The 17,957-nt window shown below is 35.1% G+C and carries 14 protein-coding genes; 2 read left to right on the top strand and 12 right to left on the bottom strand.

Annotated elements, in window-relative coordinates:
* Positions 1-268 precede the first annotated feature (268 nt).
* Positions 269-1,387, top strand: a complete 1,119-nt coding sequence (locus ACEYOS_RS09775; protein ID WP_373708501.1) for an ATP-binding protein — start codon at positions 269-271, stop codon at positions 1,385-1,387.
* A 45-nt stretch (positions 1,388-1,432) separates the two neighbouring features.
* On the opposite strand, the gene ACEYOS_RS09770 is transcribed toward ACEYOS_RS09775, so the two are convergent.
* The 9 genes from ACEYOS_RS09770 to ligA form a co-directional block, all read right to left on the bottom strand.
* On the bottom strand, positions 1,433-2,617 hold the full coding sequence (locus tag ACEYOS_RS09770) for a hypothetical protein (RefSeq protein WP_373708500.1): 1,185 nt from the start codon (positions 2,615-2,617) through the stop codon (positions 1,433-1,435).
* A gap of 114 nt (positions 2,618-2,731) precedes the next feature.
* The gene (locus ACEYOS_RS09765; protein ID WP_373708499.1) at positions 2,732-3,562 is read right to left on the bottom strand and encodes a type 1 glutamine amidotransferase; all 831 of its coding nucleotides are present in this window, start codon (positions 3,560-3,562) and stop codon (positions 2,732-2,734) included.
* 36 nt (positions 3,563-3,598) lie between these two features.
* Positions 3,599-4,705, bottom strand: a complete 1,107-nt coding sequence (locus ACEYOS_RS09760) for a carboxylate-amine ligase (protein ID WP_373708498.1) — start codon at positions 4,703-4,705, stop codon at positions 3,599-3,601.
* A gap of 80 nt (positions 4,706-4,785) precedes the next feature.
* The gene (locus tag ACEYOS_RS09755) at positions 4,786-5,739 is read right to left on the bottom strand and encodes a RimK family alpha-L-glutamate ligase (protein ID WP_373708497.1); all 954 of its coding nucleotides are present in this window, start codon (positions 5,737-5,739) and stop codon (positions 4,786-4,788) included.
* A 56-nt stretch (positions 5,740-5,795) separates the two neighbouring features.
* Entirely contained in the window at positions 5,796-6,509 is a 714-nt protein-coding gene (locus ACEYOS_RS09750; protein WP_373708496.1) for an alpha/beta hydrolase-fold protein, read from the bottom strand.
* A gap of 28 nt (positions 6,510-6,537) precedes the next feature.
* Positions 6,538-7,749 carry an acetyl-CoA carboxylase biotin carboxylase subunit family protein gene (locus tag ACEYOS_RS09745; protein ID WP_373708495.1) on the bottom strand — a complete coding sequence of 404 codons (1,212 nt, stop codon included), beginning with the start codon at positions 7,747-7,749 and terminating at the stop codon, positions 6,538-6,540.
* Positions 7,750-7,892: 143 nt separating this feature from the next.
* Positions 7,893-9,308, bottom strand: coding sequence for a M17 family metallopeptidase (locus tag ACEYOS_RS09740; RefSeq protein ID WP_373739066.1), 1,416 nt, complete (start codon positions 9,306-9,308; stop codon positions 7,893-7,895).
* Between the two features lie 147 nt (positions 9,309-9,455).
* Positions 9,456-12,197: a M4 family metallopeptidase gene (locus ACEYOS_RS09735; RefSeq protein ID WP_373708493.1), complete on the bottom strand. Its 2,742-nt coding sequence runs from the start codon at positions 12,195-12,197 to the stop codon at positions 9,456-9,458.
* A gap of 271 nt (positions 12,198-12,468) precedes the next feature.
* Positions 12,469-14,472, bottom strand: a complete 2,004-nt coding sequence (gene ligA, locus ACEYOS_RS09730; RefSeq protein WP_373739065.1) for an NAD-dependent DNA ligase LigA — start codon at positions 14,470-14,472, stop codon at positions 12,469-12,471.
* Between the two features lie 301 nt (positions 14,473-14,773).
* Between ligA and cax the strand changes: the two genes are divergently transcribed.
* The gene (cax, locus tag ACEYOS_RS09725) at positions 14,774-15,832 is read left to right on the top strand and encodes a calcium/proton exchanger (RefSeq protein ID WP_373708491.1); all 1,059 of its coding nucleotides are present in this window, start codon (positions 14,774-14,776) and stop codon (positions 15,830-15,832) included.
* A gap of 331 nt (positions 15,833-16,163) precedes the next feature.
* Here cax and ACEYOS_RS09720 read toward each other — a convergent pair whose 3' ends face one another.
* The 3 genes from ACEYOS_RS09720 to ACEYOS_RS09710 all read right to left on the bottom strand — a co-directional run.
* Positions 16,164-16,586 carry a hypothetical protein gene (locus tag ACEYOS_RS09720; protein ID WP_373708490.1) on the bottom strand — a complete coding sequence of 141 codons (423 nt, stop codon included), beginning with the start codon at positions 16,584-16,586 and terminating at the stop codon, positions 16,164-16,166.
* A 6-nt stretch (positions 16,587-16,592) separates the two neighbouring features.
* The gene (locus tag ACEYOS_RS09715) at positions 16,593-17,447 is read right to left on the bottom strand and encodes a hypothetical protein (RefSeq protein ID WP_373708489.1); all 855 of its coding nucleotides are present in this window, start codon (positions 17,445-17,447) and stop codon (positions 16,593-16,595) included.
* Between the two features lie 36 nt (positions 17,448-17,483).
* The coding region (locus ACEYOS_RS09710) for a transketolase C-terminal domain-containing protein (protein WP_373797567.1) at positions 17,484-17,957 on the bottom strand (474 nt) is incomplete at its 5' end.

Here is a 17,957-nt window from a genome sequence, read left to right as displayed (position 1 = left end):
ATAATACTGAACTGTGAAAGTAAGTTTGGTTAAAGTTTGTTAAGCTTATGGAATGATCGTAATCTTCTAAAATTTGTTGTAATCACATTCTACAACTATTTTGCTCAATGAAAGCGTTTAATCTTCAACATTTTATTTTTCATTAAAAAAGGATAATATTTAAGGAATAATCATAAAATTTATTTTGATTTTTTTTTACATAAAATTTTGGTTATGATCAAAAGCATTTCCACTTACTTCATCCAACAAAAATATTTATCTTTGAAGCATGAATTGGGAACAAATTGTAGGTCATAGTGAACTTAAAAACCTTCTGAAAGATAGTATCAGCAACAATCGCGTAAGTCATGCACAGTTATTCGTAGGAAAAGACGGTTACGGAACATTAGCATTGGCGCTGGCGTTTGCGAAAGAAATTTTAAAGAAAGAAAATGAACATTCGTCGACTAAAGTTGATAGCCTCAATCACCTCGATCTTCATTTCAGTTTTCCCGTATTTAAAGCAAATAAAAGTGGATTAACAGGTCAATTTTTTGAGAATTTCCGCGAGATGATTCTCGCTAATCCTTATTCAAATAATGAAGACTGGAGTACAATCTTGGAATCCGAAAATAAACAACTCAGCATTTATGTTGAAGAAATTGATGAAATTAATAAAAAGTTCGCCCTTAAAAGTTATGAAGGTGGCAGCAAAATATTGATTGTTTGGCAAGCTGATAAAATGAATACAGATGCTGCCAATAAATTTCTGAAATTTCTGGAAGAGCCACCAAAGAATACGTACATTATTCTTACCGCTTCTAACGCCAATTATATGCTACCAACGATTCTTTCCAGAACACAGATCGTGGAGATTCCCAGCATTAAAGAGGAAGACATTGAAAGTTTTTTGCTCACTAAGAATGAGGTTTCTGCGGAGAGAAGAAAAGAAATTGTTTTTCAAGCACAGGGAAATTGGAATGCTGCGCAAAAACTGATTAAATCTGAAAACACCGATTCTGATTTTGAAGAACAGTTTATTATGTGGGTTCGCGAAGCATTTCAGGTCAAAAAGAAACCTGAATTTCTGAAGAACATCGTTCTTTGGGGAAGAAGAATTGCTACCTGGAATAAGGAAAAACAAATGAATTTTTTAGACTATTGTGCTGAAATGTTTCGGTTGGCGTTACTTCAAAATTATGGCAATCAAAGTTTGGTCTATAAAAAAATAGAGTCAGGTGGTTTCAAATGGGACAGTTTCTCTAAATTTATTCATGGCGCCAATATCGAGGCTATTTTAGAGGAAATTTCAGCCGCCAATTATCATCTCGAAAGAAACGGAAATACCAAAATTATCTGGACTGATTTAGGAATTAAGCTTTCTCGGTATATTCATAAGAAACCATAAAAAAAATTCACCGAATTGGTGAATTCTTTAAATTTTAAGTTTCCTCTATTTTTCAAAAAAAGCGAGGGAACTTCCAATCCAGATCGCATCTTTTTTATTAAAGTCTACATTCGCCATTGCAACTTTGGTCATTCTGGCGAGATTGTCCATTAATAAAGGATTCTCCTCATTTTCTTTCCAAAGATAAAGCATACGGATCTCTGATTTCGAAAACTCGCCGTTGGTATCTTCGAATAAAGGTTCGTAGAATACTTTTCGCTGCATGATAAAATTTTCTTTATCTGAAATCGCATCAACATCGGCTTGGGTAGGATCGAGATTAACGCCACTACCAGCAAAAGAAAATAAAGGTTTCAATACAAAATGCTCCAATTTTTCGGAAGCTGGAAATTCTGACAGGAAATAGCTTTTTGGAACATATTGATGTTCTAATTTTGGTAGAATATATTTTGAAACTTTGAAGAACCAATTCGGATGAGTGACCCAAGTTACGTCCACTTCTTCACGGAAATCAAATTCTGTTTTTAGATCTGGAATATGGTCGAGTTCATCAAAAATAACCCGGTTATAAATTCGATGAATTGGAACCAGTTTTCCATCTTTTTCATAGAAAAGTTTTTTGCCTTCTTTTTTAACTTTGGTTAAGCAGACCGTCGTAATTCCTAAATATTTTTCTGTTAAAGCGAAGTCGATACTCGTTTTCTGTTTATCCGGATAAATTTCCATCAACACTACATTTTCAGGATTTTCGTCACCAACGATAACTTCTTTTAAATATTGAATGTATTCAGGTTTTGGAAGTGAAGTTCTTAAATTTTTTAAAAAAGGAAAAAGGTCAGAAACGACTTCCTCATATTCCTCCTGAAACGCATAAAGAGTGGGGAAGGCTTGTAATTCAATCAACTGTGGTTCGATTTCACCCGTTTCCTGATTTTTACAAATACCAAAGTCTATGGCTAAAAAATGAGGTTTATGATGGTCATTTGGAACGCGACAATTATCGGGAACTGCTTGATCTAATTCCTTAGGAGACATTTTTTTGATCTGATCAATAATACTGTTACAAGCGTCATCAATCTTATTTTTGAAGTCTTTCGTTAAAAAAATCGGACTTTCTGAAACTCTGAAAAGTGCTTCTGTTCCTGCTCTTTGTGCAAGTTCATCTTTTAAAGCATTGTATTTTTCAGTAGAGTAATCAGCGTTAAACTGTTTTCTATATTTAGGAATCATGGTATTCGTTTTATTTAAAATCAATACTGGAAATCATTTTTCACCTCTGTGACTATGACTTCAAATTTTTGCTTTACTGCGAACAACCCATGAATATAGAATAATGAAAACCTGTTAGGCCATCACTAAATTCTTCATAACCTGCTCGGAAGCGTGTTGTAAAAATCGCGGTAAAATCTGGGACTGCGTTAAATTAATTTTGTCTGGATCATCCATGCGGTCCACGGTTTCGAGATATTTCTCAACTCCGTAATTTTCGATCATCGCAATTCTATTCTTGTCAATTTTTAGGTTGGCCAGCATTCCTTTCGGATCGGCTTCTGGGTGAAACTGCGTCCCAAAAATTTCATCAGAAAATCGAATGGCCATAACCGCTCTTTCCAAGTGAATATGCGGACGAACCTTCTCTAACGCCACGACTTTCATACCCATTTCATTAATGGTTTCGTAATTCGGCTCGATGAATTGATAACCTCTGGAATCAACTGCAAAGAAAGGTTCTGGAAGATTCTTTAATAAAAAATCTTTTTGACCTTCGTCGGTTTTATGAATAGGCATTACTCCAAAAGAGTAGGATTTTCTTTTACAAATATTCCCTAAACTCCAGTGAATGCATGCTACCTGAAAAGAATGACAAACTAAAAAAGCGAATTTTTTATGTTCAGAAGTCAAATTATGTTGCCATAAATTATTTAAAAAATCTGCATACTTTTCTTCCCAAGAATAACCTTCTTTATGTGGATTTCCTGGACCACCAGACGAAATATAGATGTCGAAATCTTGAATATCAGGGATCTCATCCTTATATCTTACATCAAAAACCGTAATGAAAACATTCTCATTGGAGTGCTCCTTAAATTGCTGTGAAATTTCTCTAATATTGCGCATACCTTGATTAACATGATTGTTATTCATATCAAGCAAAGCAATTTTTAAATCTTTCATTCTATTTATTTACGGTGCAAATTTAAGAAAATATGCTTATTCGAATGTAATTCCGTGCTCTGTTTCTGCGATCATATAATCAACTACTGCTTTTAAGTCGCCTGTTTCTTCGTATACGCGAAGCTGTCTATCGGCACCAGTACCGTTTTTCATAATTTCCCAAGCGTATTCAACTTCTTTTCTGCAATCTAATTCATCAACCACATCGTCAATAAATTCGAGTAGTTCTTTCAATAAATCAACAAAAGGAACGCTGGTTTCTTTTCCGAAATCAATCAAATGAGCATCGATTCCTTCTTTGGAGGCACGCCATTTATTTTCATTGAGTAACAATCGTCTGTAACTTCTGAAACTCATATTCTGTTGGTGCAGTTTGTAAATTTTCGCAACCAAACATTGCATAATTGCTGCCAGACAAACGGTTTCATCAGTTCTTAAAGGCATATCACAGATCCTAAATTCAATAGTAGGATAAAAAGGATGAACACGAAGATCCCACCAGATTTTCTTGGCATTATCAATGGTTCCGGTTTTAATCATTAAGTCAATATAGGAATCAAACTCAGCAACAGAATTGAAATAACTTGGAATTCCAGTTCTCGGAAATTTCGCAAAAACTTCGTGCCGATAGGATTTAAAGCCTGTTTTACTTCCGACCCAAAAAGGGGAATTGGTGGATAGTGCATAAATGTGCGGCAGAAAATAGCGCATCACATTTTGAATTCTAATTCCCTCTTCACGATTTGGAATACCGATGTGAACATGTAATCCGAAAATTAAATTCGATCGTGCAACATCTCCCAAATCACTGACTATTTTGTCGTAACGCTGATCTTTGGTGATCGGATTGTTTTTCCAGTGAGAGAAAGGATGCGTGCCACCACCCGAAACCCGAAGGTTGTTTTCATGCGCAACTTTAATCAATCTCTTTCTCAAGTCCGTTAATTCTGCTCTGATTCCAGCGATATTTTGACAAATACCCGTTTCCATTTCAATGACAGATTCGTGCATTTCGTGCTTTAAATTTTCCTTTAAAGTTGCGTGGCCACCTTCTATTATTTTCGAAACATGAGAGACCAAATCACGGCTTTCTGCATCAATGATTTGATATTCCTCTTCAACGCCTATGGTAAATTTATGCATCTTTATTGTGTTTTTAGGATTAAAATATTTCAGCTTAAAAGTTCAAATTTCATTTCTATTTTAAGCTGAAATAAAATCAATTATTTAATAGAATCTTTCACAAAATTACCCCAAGAGATATTTGGTTTGCCAGGAACATATTCTTTAGCTTTTTCGATAGCCAGTTTTGCTGAATGCTCGACGATCCAGGCGAAATTTTCTTCTCCCACCGAATTTCTATCAGCATCTGGCGCAGGATTACAGAAATCAATCGCGTACGGAATTCCGTCTTTCACCGCAAATTCAACGGTATTGAAATCATATCCTAAAGCTTCATTCATTTTGATGGTATAATCATGAATTACTTTCAACAGTTTCTCTCTTGCTTTTCCTTCTGTTTTGTGAGTGGTCGCATATCTTAAATGGTGCTCATTTCTTGGTTCGTATGGCATAATGTGAACATATTTTTTACCCAAACAATAAACGCGGTAATAATCTTCAAAGAAAATTTCTTCCTGCAGCATCATTACCAACTGTTCTGTTTCGCCTAATTTGGTCCACATATCTTCTGCATCTTCTACGCGGTACACATTTCTCCAGCCACCACCATCATGAGGTTTCATATATGCCGGAAATCCTATATAATTAAAAATGTAATCCCAATCATGAGGAAATTTTAAATTTCTAAACGAAGTTTCCGTCGTATTGGTCGGTCGGTCATTAGAAGGTAGCAAAACTGTTTTAGGAAGCGGAATTCCCAATTTCAGCATTAATGCGTTATTGAAAAATTTCTCATCTGCACTCCACCAAAATGGATTATTAATTACGTAAGTTCCACTTGCGGCCGCGTTTTTTAAATACGCGCGGTAAAAAGGAACGTCTTGTGAAATTCTATCAATAATTACAGCATAACCGTAATCGGCACCTTGCTCCAGTTTATCGATCATAACAGGTTCCGCGATCACTTCGCCTTTGCCCATTTCATTTACTTTATCTATAAAAGCCCACGGAAAAGTATCTTCCATTCCGAATAAAATTCCTACTTTCTTTGCCATAATATTTTTATTTTTTTTAATTAATGTGTTTAAAATTACGATTTTCGATATTCAATTTAAGAGAAAAACCTACCAATAAAAGTGGGGAAAACCATTCGCCAAAGCGGCCAGTCGTGATTGATCCATTTTTGTTCGTCGTACCAATGATTAATTCCTTTCGAAGCTAAAATTCCAGCCATTTCGCGGGTTTGTTCTAAACAGATATCCTGATCAGAAGTACTCAGCACGATGTGCATGTGTTGATATTTAAAGCTTTCATCGTTTTGTACAAATTCCCTCGGACAGTTGTAGTAAACGAGTTCGTTGCTAAATCCATCCATAAAATTCCGGATTGAAAATGCACCCGAAAGACAGAACATATGCGACACCACATCTGGAAAACGGAAAGCAAAATTAGCGGCATGATAACCACCAAAACTAGCTCCAGCTACCGCGACACGATGAACCGAATGCATCTTCTGAATATAAGGCAAAAATTCCTGAATCAAGAACTGCATATATAATTCGTAATTTCTGATTCGTTCTGCAGCTGAAATACTTTTATCATAGAAACTAAACTTGTCGATAGTCTCAATATTATATAATTTTACTTTTCCCTGATCGATCAAGCTGTTGATACTCGCGTTCAATTTAAAATCATGATTTTGGGTATATTGCCCATTTGATGTCGGAAACATAATGATCGGATGACCGAAATGTCCTGTGACTTCAACTTTTAAACTCATTCCTAAGATATGAGAATAATAATCAGTGTGCTCAATTCTTGGCATAATCATTTTAGATTTTATTAAAAGAAATTTAAGAGGTAGGTTTTGATTTCGGTGGCATTATGCTAAGATGATGGTCGTGAATTTTCATCGCTGCATCGTCCAAAAGTTCCTGGATTTTTTCTGCCTTATCTGATTGATAAACCAAACCTACGTGATAATCCATTGGTAGAAACTTGTAAACTTCAGGTGCTTCAAATTCTTTAGAGTCCGGATTTTTATCTCGCGACAAACAAATGATCAATCCACCGTAAAGCTCTGTCGGTTTTGCTAATTTGTAAGGTGCATCATTTAACCAGGCATTTTCTATTCTTGCCCATTCGCGCCAAAGATTTATTCCAGTGGAAGCTTCAACCAGATCGGGAATGTGTGCGCCACCAACTCTGGAAGAGGTTTCTAAGAAATACCATTTCCCGTCTTCTTTTCCGCGAATAAATTCGGTATGAGTTGCGCCATGCTTAAGGCCGAAGCTTTTTAGTACTTTTTTATTTGCTGCTTCTAAAGCTCTAAATTCCGGTGATTTTTTTCCTAATGTTTTTGATCTAAAGATACCGCCATCATGGGAAACTTCCATTGGTGGTGATAAATATTGAGAAGCTGAAACGAAACGGATTTCACTATCATAAACCAAACTGTCAACGTGAAAAACATCGCCAGGTTTAAAACTTTCTAAAAGAAAATGATGTCTTTTCTCTCCTAAATTTTCGATCGCTTTCCATAACTCTTCTTTCGTTTTAATTTTAATGATTCCCGTCGCAGAGGCTTCTGATCTCGGTTTTAAAACCCACGGTGGTGCAATTTGATCTACAAATTCATTAACCGTTTCATCATTAAAAATCGAAGAGAATTGAGGAATATCAATATTTGAATCTTTCGCCATTTGTCTCATGGCCAATTTATCGCGAAAATAACGTTGCGTAGTTTGTCCCATTCCTGGGATTCGAAAAGATTCACGAAGCAAAGCTGCCTTTTCCACGTCGTAGTCATCTAAGGCAATGACGCGATCGATTTTGGTTCCTTTTAATAAATAAGAAAAACCCTGTACCAAATGATCCAGATTCCAAACCGATGGTTCAACTTCCGGCATATAATATACTTCGTCTATGGCATGCCACGGCCAGTCTTTGTCCTTCGTACTTTCAGATGCAATCAGGATGATTTTATTACCAAGCTTTTTCATCTCGTCCATAAAATCATATCCTTTATAATAACAGGAAATACAAACAATCGTTTTCTCCTTCATATAATGAAATTTAATAATTATTGAATAATCAAAAATTGAAACAGTTTTTTATTAAGTAATTAATAGCAATCACTTACGATCGTTTACGATTTGAAAATCCTCTTTCAATTATACAGAGAAATTTTCTAATATGCTAATTTTCGTTAAAAATTCTCTAAGAAATCTATCAATAATTGAACGCCATAACCCGTTGCGCCTTTTTCTTTCATATAACGCACATTTCCGAAAGCAACTCCTGCAATATCAAGATGCGCCCAATTTGGATGGTCCATAATAAATTGCTCTAAAAACTTACCTGCAACGATACAGTCTCCGAAAGGTTTTGAGGATATATTTTTGAAATCTGCAACATCAGATGTAAAGTCTTCTTTCCAAATATCCCAAAGCGGCAGGTTCCACAATCTTTGATTGGTTTCGTCTCCAGATTGCTCCAGTAATTTTTTCAGGGAATCGTTATTAGAAAAATAGGCACCACAAGTATAGCCAAACATTCGAACGGAACTTCCGGTCAATGTTGCTAAATCAATCAAAACATCGGTTTTGTAATTCTTCGCAAGATAGGAGAGTCCGTCTGCAAGCGTCATCCTTCCTTCAGCATCCGTATTGAGAACTTCGATGGTTTTTCTGTTGTAAGCGGTAATGACATCACTCGGAATGTAGGCGGTATTTGAAATGGCATTATCTGTAATCGGTAAGATTGCAATAATATTAACGGGAAGTTTCATTTCTGCAGCTGCAATTAAAGTTCCAATAACAGCAGTTGCACCGCCCATATCTGATTTCATGTAATGCAGATTTTCGGAACCTTTTATAGAGATTCCGCCTGTATCAAATAAAATACATTTTCCAACTAAACCGATTGTTTTTGCATTTTCTATATTGGACTGATATTCCAAAATGGTAAAAGCAGCTTCCTGAGAACTTCCTTGATTGACTGAAAGAAAAGCTCCCAAACCTAAATCTTCCGATTTTTTGCGATCGAAAACGGTTTTCTTTAAATTATATTTCTCTGAGATTTCATCTAAAAATTCTGAAATATGCGGAACTCTTTTAAAATTTTGTGGCTTATTTAACCATTCCATGCAGGCGAATTGTCCTTCACAGATTGCTACAACTTTCATTTCCAGCTGTTTCAAATTTTCTTCTGAAACGGAATTTAATTGTAGAGAAAAATCAGAATGGAATACCGGATGTTCTCCTTTAAATGGATATTCGTAAGTTCCTAAATACAAACCTTTTACTAGACTTTCAATTTGATCTGAATTAAAGTTTTCAGAATTCAATAGAGTAGTAGTTGCTTTGATCTTTTTTCTAAAATCGTACGTAAACTTTTCAGCACATGCCTGGACTTCAAAATTCTGTGGTTTCGATCCTAAACCAACTAAATAATGTACCGAATTTTCTTCTAATAGAATAAAAGTTTCGTCTTTTTTCGCGGCGAACAAACCGTTTAATTTTTCTTTAAAATCATCTTTTTCCTGAAGCCAACTTTCTGCTGTAAAAAAGGAAAACTTTTGACCGATTATATTTGATGAGTTCCCAGTGAGATTTATTTTCATTTTTGAATTTGGTTAATTGTTTTTGTGTTTTAAAAGTAGTAATTTTTTAGCTAATATTACATTTGAACTATTAAGTATTCCATAAAAAAAGTCGGAAGAATTAATTCTCCCGACTTTGACCGAAGTCGATTTAAAAATAAATGAACTTTATTTTTTGATTACTTTATGGCTGGAAGTTTTTCCGTCTTTCGTAATCTTCATGATATACATTCCCGTTGGTAAATGTTGAACGTTAATCGCGCTAGCAGATTGATTGCCATCTTTAACAACTTTTCCATCTGTCGAAATTAATTGATAATTATAATCTCCTTTGGCAGCGATATTCAAAATATCTTTTACCGGATTAGGATAAACATTAACTGCGTTTTCGGCATTTACACCAACTAATTCAGCAACGGTCCCGGCTGGTTTAATATTCAATGTATAATCTTCAACCTGTCCATAAGAGAAGGTTTCGCAAGCAGTCGGTATTCCATTGTATTTCATCGCAACCCGCATTCTCGTATTTCCAGTTAGAGCAGTTGACCGAATTGTAATTGATCCTGAAACTGGATTTGTTTTAGAAGCAGCTTTCGTAAACACAGTTTCCCCTGAATCAGAGAAGTCGCCATCTTGATTATAATCGATGAAAACGGCGTAACCCTCATTGTAGGTAGTTGAAGTCCATTTCGGAGTTATGGTTATTGTGTAAGCAGTTCCTTTATTTACATTCGCAATTTGAGCTGTAAAGTTTTCATACCCGGCAGTTCCAGTAGAAATATTGTTTATTGTTCCGAACACTACTTTGCTGATTTTTTCATCAGAAGTAGAATTTCCTTTTGAGGCGCAATATGAAACTGGTGGAGTTGTGGTTGTTCCGGTAGTGACAGATAATACGTTGCTTGAAGCTGAAGCATTGCCAGCCGCGTCTTTTGCTTTCACAGAAAAACTATATGTTGTAGAAGCGGTTAAGCCAGTAATTGAAGCAGATGTTGAAGAAGTGTTTCCTAATAAACTGGAACCACTGTAAACATCATAACCAGTAACCCCTACATTATCGGTAGAGGCGGTCCAGCTTAAAGTAGTCGCCACGGAAGTGGTGCCGCTTGCAGCAAGATTCGATGGAGCCGACGGAGCGGTAGTATCGCCACCGCCTGATCCAGAAGAATATGCAGTGCCTAGCCCTACCGCGTATAATGCATTTTGAGTTGCAATTGCTTCAGGTGAATCTGCGCCGTATAGATCTTTTGCAGATTGAATAGCGTAAGTTAAAACATTCGCATAAGTGGAATTAGAAGAAAGATAAGAGGTCTCCATTCTGTAAATGATCTTTGCAGATTTTGCGAAACCAATTCCGGTCACGGAGTAAGAGTTTCCTTTATCATTAGTTCCGGTTTTTCCTTGTGTTAAAATATAGAAAAAATGATTTAACACGCCACTGTTGTAATGAACACCACACTGGTCATTTGACTGCGTTGGAGTACAACTGCTTGTTGCGGCTTTCCAGTTCGTGCCCAGATAAGTATCTGGCTGAGCGCTTAAACCAGATTTAGGATTACTCATAGATCTTAAATAATAAGGAGAGATTTTTGTGATATCCTCACCGATTAAGAAGTTCTGTTTGGTTGGAGCAAAAGCATTCTCTACCACAGAACCCCAAATATCAGAAAGACCTTCATTGATCGCTCCGGATTCTCTACTATAAACTAAATTGGCTGAATATTCACAGATTCCATGTCCAAGTTCATGCGCGGTAACATCTAAAGAAGTTAATGGTGCAAATGTAGAAGCGCCATCTCCGTAAACCATTTCAGAACCTGACCAATAGGCGTTTTCATAAGCAGAACTATAGTGAACGTAACTTTTCAAAGCAGCTCCAGCATTATTGTAACTGTTTCGATTATGGGTATTTTTAAAATAATCGTAGGTACTGGAAACTCCCCAATGAGCATCTAAAGCAGCATTATCAAATGCAGCATTATTAAACTCGGCGGCACTCCAGTTATTATCAGCGTCTGTAAAGTCAGTTGTTTTTAAAGTTGTTCCTTTTTTTAAGTTGTAGGTAAAAACTCCACTTCCACGTGAAGAGTCTCTCAATGCATAGCTGCTTCCAACCAACGTGGTAGAGATTACCTGCGAGCCAGCATATCTTGTCGCCGCATTTCCATTAACCAAAGCTAATTTAATTTGTGAAGCATCAGAATTCTCCGCTGATCCATGATCGTGAGTACCTGAAATATTACCGTAGAAATTATTAGCATGTTTGATAATGGCGTCCGTCAATAAAACTTTTCCATCCAATGCATCTATATAAACGTATTCTCTGCTTAATGGCTGTGCTGCATAAATATCAAATTTGTAAGCTAATAACAATTTAAAAGAGCCATCATTTTGTTCGATCGGAACTAAAACAAGCTCACCTTGTGGTTTTTGATAAGAATTCTCTTTCACATATTCCGCATCTTCCCACATGTATTTTTGAGCGCCCGTATGTTTGATTGCATATGTTAAAGCAGTTCCAGCGTTTAGCGAAGGTTTGGTAGTTACGTCGTCAATCGGGAAAATGTCTCCTGATAAACTTAGCATTTTTCCATCTTGAGAATGCAAGGTATACACTACATATTGTACTTTAATTCCATCATAATACAATTGAAATTTTTCATCGACGAAAGAACTTGATGGATCCAGTTCCATTTTTATACTTTGCAAAGTTGATCTTGAATCAAGACCTAAACTTTGTTTCAGAACGTTATCGGTGTTGGCTGATTTTGAACTTAAACCGCCCGTAAATGTGATTAGATCTACTCGGCCGTTGGTGTCTATATTTCTTTTACTCACAAAATCTTGCGCTGAAATCTGACCTCCAATTAGTAGCATTATCAATCCTACAGAAAATACATGTTTTTTCATATGACAATATTTATTTAATAATTGAATCAAATGTAAATAAAATTGTAATACAAAAATTAAAACAAGAATATATTTTTTAAAATCTATTAAAAAGGCTAATTTTAGAGAGTATATGTAATTAAATCAATGTTTGTTAACGTTTTATTGAAAACACATATATTTAATTAAAACCATCATTAATAAAGGATAGTTGTATTTTATGGAAAAGTATTGTGATAATTTTGAGCTACTGACAATTACCGAGTTTTTGATAAAACGGTCTCTATTTTTCCTACTTAGAGATCAAGTCTAAAAATTGTTGCTCGTCAAAAATTTCGATCGTACCTATTTCTTGAGCTTTTTTCAGTTTGCTTCCTGCTTTTTCACCAACAACTAAGTAATTCAAATTTTTTGAAACAGCAGAGATGTTTTTTCCACCATGTTTCTCAACCATTTCTTCGGCGGCATCTCTTGTAAATAAAGAAAGTTTTCCCGTGAAGAGAAATGTTTTATCTTCTAAAATATTACTTAAAGCTTCAGTTGTATTTTCTCCTTTCTCCAGTTGAACTCCGTACGATTTCAAGCGGTCGATCATCAGAATATTTTCAGGATCATTAAAGAAGTTGACGATACTTTCAGCAATTTTTCCACCGATGTCTTCTACTTGAACGAGTTCTTCAGCGGTTGCGCTTTTCAAATCATCGATCGAATCAAAATTTTTGGCTAATTTTTTTGCAACCGTTTCTCCAACGTGTTTGATACCAATTCCGAACAATACTTTTTCGAATGGAATTTCTTTTGATTTCTCAACACCATCCATAATATTTTGGGCAGATTTCTCAGCCATTCTTTCTAATGGAAGGATTTGTTCTTTGGTTAAAGCGTAAAAATCTGCGGGATTCTCCACCAATTTTTCTCTGTATAATTGTTCAATTGTTTCGGCGCCTAAACCTTCAATATTTAAGGCTTTTCTGGAAACATAATGAATCATTCTTCCCACAACTTGCGGCGGACAATGCAGATCATTCGGGCAAAAATGGATCGCCTGATCTTCGATTCTCACCAGTTCAGTTCCACATTCTGGACAGTTGGATATATATTGAATTTCTTGACTATCAGGTTTTCTTTTCTCTTCGTTGATGCCAACAATCTTCGGAATAATTTCGCCGCCTTTTTCTACATAAACAAAATCATGTTCATGTAAACCCAATTTTTTAATGATGTCTTCATTATGCAAACTCGCTCTTTTAACAATCGTTCCTGCGAGTAAAACCGGTTTTAAATTTGCAACGGGCGTAATTGCTCCAGTACGACCAACCTGATAAGTGACAGTTAGTAATTCGGTTTCTACTTTTTCGGCTTTGAATTTATACGCCATTGCCCAACGCGGAGATTTCGCAGTATAACCCAGTTTTGATTGTTGTTTGATTGAATTTACTTTCAATACAATTCCGTCAATTTCAAAGGGAAGTTCGTGTCGGTGCTCGTCCCAATAAGTTATAAACTGTTTTACTTCCTCTAAACTCCTGCATAATTTCGCCTGATCAGAAACTTTAAAACCCCATTTTTTGGAATTTTGTAAAAGTTCCCAATGCGTTTCCGTTGGAATCTCAGAAGAGATAAATTGATAAAGGACTGCCGAAAGTTTACGTTTGCTAACTTCACCAGAATCCTGCATTTTCAAACTTCCAGAAGCGGTGTTTCTCGGATTCATAAATAGATCTAGACCTTCTTCTTCGCGACGGATATTGATTTTGTCAAAGTTTTTTCGAGTTAAATAGATTTCACCCCGCATAAAAAACTGATGAGGAAAATCGTCTTTCAGCGTTAAAGGAATATCTGAAATTGTTTTCACATTCGCCGTAATTTCGTCCCCTTGAAAACCGTCGCCACGAGTAACGGCTTGTTTCAATTTTCCGTTTTCATAAAGAATAGAAATTGAGGCACCATCGTATTTTAATTCTGCCACAAATTCTACTGGATCTTCAATGGTTTTGACGATCCGTTTTTCCCAGTCTTCTAAATCTTCGAAGTCGTAAGAATTATCCAAAGAATACATTCTAAACTGATGCTGGATCGTTGGGAAATTTTTGGTGATTTCGCCACCAACTCGCAAAGTAGGAGAGTTAGCATCATAAAATTCAGGATGATTTTTTTCGAGTTCCTGCAGTTCTATTAATTTTAAATCAAATTCAAAATCAGAGATTGTGGCTTCATCTAAAATGTAGTAGTTATAATTATGTTGGTGAAGTTCTGTGCGCAGATCTTCTATTTTTTGCTGGATGTTTTCGGGCATCGTTTTGAAGGGTTTCTACAAAAATACTAAATCCTTTAAAACTTCTAATTGATTATTTATGATTTTATAATTGCATTTCTTTAATAAATGAAATAATCTGTAATGGTATGATGTTTTTGTTTTTATAACTGCCTGCGCCCCGGATAGAAATGAAAATCCTTTTTTTTATCGTTAATAAAGTTTTTAAAACTGAAAGAACAAAAAAAAAAAGATTGCAATGGATAGCCGGAAATGTGCGCCGAAATAAAAAATAATAATTGTGCTGATATTTTTAGCAATTTTATTTTCCTAATATTTAACGATGCAGAAGAAAGATATTTTATTGATCGTTGCTTCTATAGCAATTGCAGCAGTTACAGGGATTTCGACGTACGCCGGTCTCAATTCCGTCCTATTATTTGCGCTCTCAGCAGCGTCGTTGGTGATGGTTGCGATGATTGTTGGGAAAGCTACGGAACAGTTGGGAAACCGATTGGGGCCTGCAGCAACAGGAGTTTTACAATCAGCCTTGGGAAATTTACCTGAATTGTTTGTATGTATTTTTGCGTTGAGAGCTGGTCTTGATACCGTGGTAAAAGCAGCATTGGTTGGCTCAATATTAGGAAATTCTGTTTTGGTTTTTGGAATGGCTATTTTATTTGGAGGCTTAAAAAACGGCCGCCAATATTTCCATTCAGAGCCGCCCAAAATGAATGCAGTTTTGATGATTCTCGCATTTGCGGCCATGGCTGTTCCAACTTTGACGTACTATCTTCATACGCCTGCCGAAAGTCATTTGAATATGCTGGATATGATTGTTGCGGTAGTTTTACTGATTACTTTTGGTGCTTACTTGAGCTTTTCAATAAAAGGAGACAAGTCATTCAGGCCCGATGAAAATGGGGGAGGACATCCAAATTCATGGTCGTTACCAATTACCTTAATAGTCCTGGCCGCGTCCGGTGTTGGGGCGGCATTTGTGTCGGATTGGTTTGTGGATGCTCTAACTCCTGCGATGGACTCATTAGGAATTAATGAAGTTTTTTCCGGACTTATTATTGTGGCGATTGCCGGAAATGCGATTGAAAATATTGTCGGAATTCAACTGGCTCTGAAAAATAAATCTGATTACGCGGTAAGTGTCATTATGAATTCGTCGCTTCAGATTGCATTGGTCGTTTATCCTTTGCTTATTCTTTTATCTTTCTTTTTAGGAGGTGCAATTTTATCTTTTGTATTAAGTCCACTTTTATTGGCGGCCTTGGCGCTTGCAGTTTTGGTAAGTGCGTTTATCGTTTTTGATGGTGAAAGTATTTGGCTGGAAGGCGTGGCTTTAATTGGACTGTATATTATTATTGCGGCTGCTTTTTGGTGGGGATAGAGATGGAAATCCTTTTTTTTCTCGTGAATAAAGTTTTTAAAACTGAAAGAACAAAAAAAGATTACAATGGATAGTCGGAAATGTGCGCCGAAATAAAAAAAATAATTGTACTGATATTTTTAGTACTTTTATTTTCCTAATATTTAACGATGCAGAAGAAAGATATTTTATTGATCGTTGCTTCTATAGCAATTGCAGTAGTTAACGCCGGTTTAAATTCTATACTAGCATTAGATACGGATATACATAATTTTAAATATAAAATTTTATACACAACAAGATGAAAAACTCGCCAAAATGAGTGAATTTAGATTTTTAGCAGAATTTATAGTTAAACTAAGGGAGCTTTTTCAGGATTCACAAAAATAGCTAAATCAGGAACCCATCTAAATTCTCCTAAATAAAGCGCTTTGTTATGGAAATCGTTATGAATTGAAATTTTCAGATTATTTTCCAAAACAAAATATGCCCACTCATTATTTAAATCAGAAGCATTGAATATTTTACTAATTCTTTTTCCTAAATATAAATTTCTATTAAATAGATTTTTTTCAAAATAATTGACATCGGGTCTTAATACAAATAAATCTTCAAAATTTTTATCAGTATCAGGTGAGCCAATACCGTAGCCATTAAATCTAATTCTTTTTCCTGATTCAAGATCTATAAAAATTGTCATTATTTCACCATCCATATAAGATGCTGAATAATAAATATTCTTAATTATTTCTCCTTCAACTTTTGTTTTATCCATAATTATCTATTTTTTATAAGCGAAAATTCCTGATAAAGCACCATTTCCTGCAAATATACCTTGATGTGTTGCATTTGATAATTCTAGAGGAATTCCATTATAAGGTTTCATTCCATGACCTAAAATTCCAGAATCTTTAATTAAATGAACGCAAATTCCTGCCCACATAGAACCAATTGCAGTTCCTTTATGTTTATTTATATATTGATTTGCATTATCCCAAAATTTGTGATGTTCAGCTGGTAGATCTTTATAAGTTTTGTTAATTACTTCTATTCCTGCTCTCATTAAAAATTCAACAAGAAATCCAATAATAATAGAATGACTTAAAATATGTCTATGAAATCCAATTCCTATGTTCAAATCTGAATCTGGAATTCCACCTTCAAAATCTTCTCCGCCAGCTGAAGCGAAAAAAATTAATAAACTCATCAATGCAACAGAAATAAGTTCAATTTTTTCATTTTTACTTTTAATTAAAAAATCATTTTTAAAAGCAAGAGATTTATTTTTTAGTGAAATTCCTGTATCTATAATTTTATTTGGGGAATTAATTAAAAAATCTTTTGAAAATTCAAGATCTTCTGAAAATTGGTTTCGCAAACCATTAGTTTTGTATTTTCTAAACTTTGTTTTTGTAAATGTGAAAATTTTTTCACTATATTTTCCTGTAGTTTTTAAAACACTTACCGTTATATCTTTTTTTGAATTATAAGTTTGTAATCCACTTTCTTTAAGAATTATTCCTGTTAGTTTTAATAAGTCTTCATTAGAATAAGTGTTTTTCAAAGAATAAACTAATTCATTAAAAATTTGGTTTAATTCAATTTCTTGCTGTTTATTTATAACAATTGTTTTCATAATTTGTGTTAATTACCAAAAATACACAAAAAGCTTTCAATTCTTCAACATCTCCCCAATTTTCCCTGAAACTTTTTCTGCGTTTGGAAGCATTTCTTTTTCAAGAACTAAATTGATCGGAACGGCAGGTAAATTAAGTGAACCCATCGCTTCAACTGGCGCATCTAAATATCTGAAACATTCTTTTGAAATGCGATGAGCAAACGCTTCTGCAAAAGAATTGTTCAATTGTTCTTCTGTTAGAACCAAACATTTTCCGTGAAGTTTTGCCCGTTCGAAAACCAGTTTTTCATCCAAAGGAATTAAGGTTCTCAAATCGATAATTTCAACTCGGCCTGCAAAATTTTTAGCTGCTTCTTTTGCCCAATAAATGCCCATTCCATAAGTAACGATAAGCATTGTTCTGCCTTTTTCAGTTTCGGATTGATCGGCTTCTAAAAGGATATTTCCTTTTCCAAATGGCAAAATATAATCTTCGGCTGGTTCGATGGTTTTTGCATCTTCAGTTCC

Origin of the sequence: Kaistella sp. (assembly GCF_041824135.1) — a bacterium.
Lineage (GTDB): Bacteria > Bacteroidota > Bacteroidia > Flavobacteriales > Weeksellaceae > Kaistella.
Note: the sequence above shows the minus strand (reverse complement) of the source record. Positions and strands in the feature narration are given on the sequence as shown.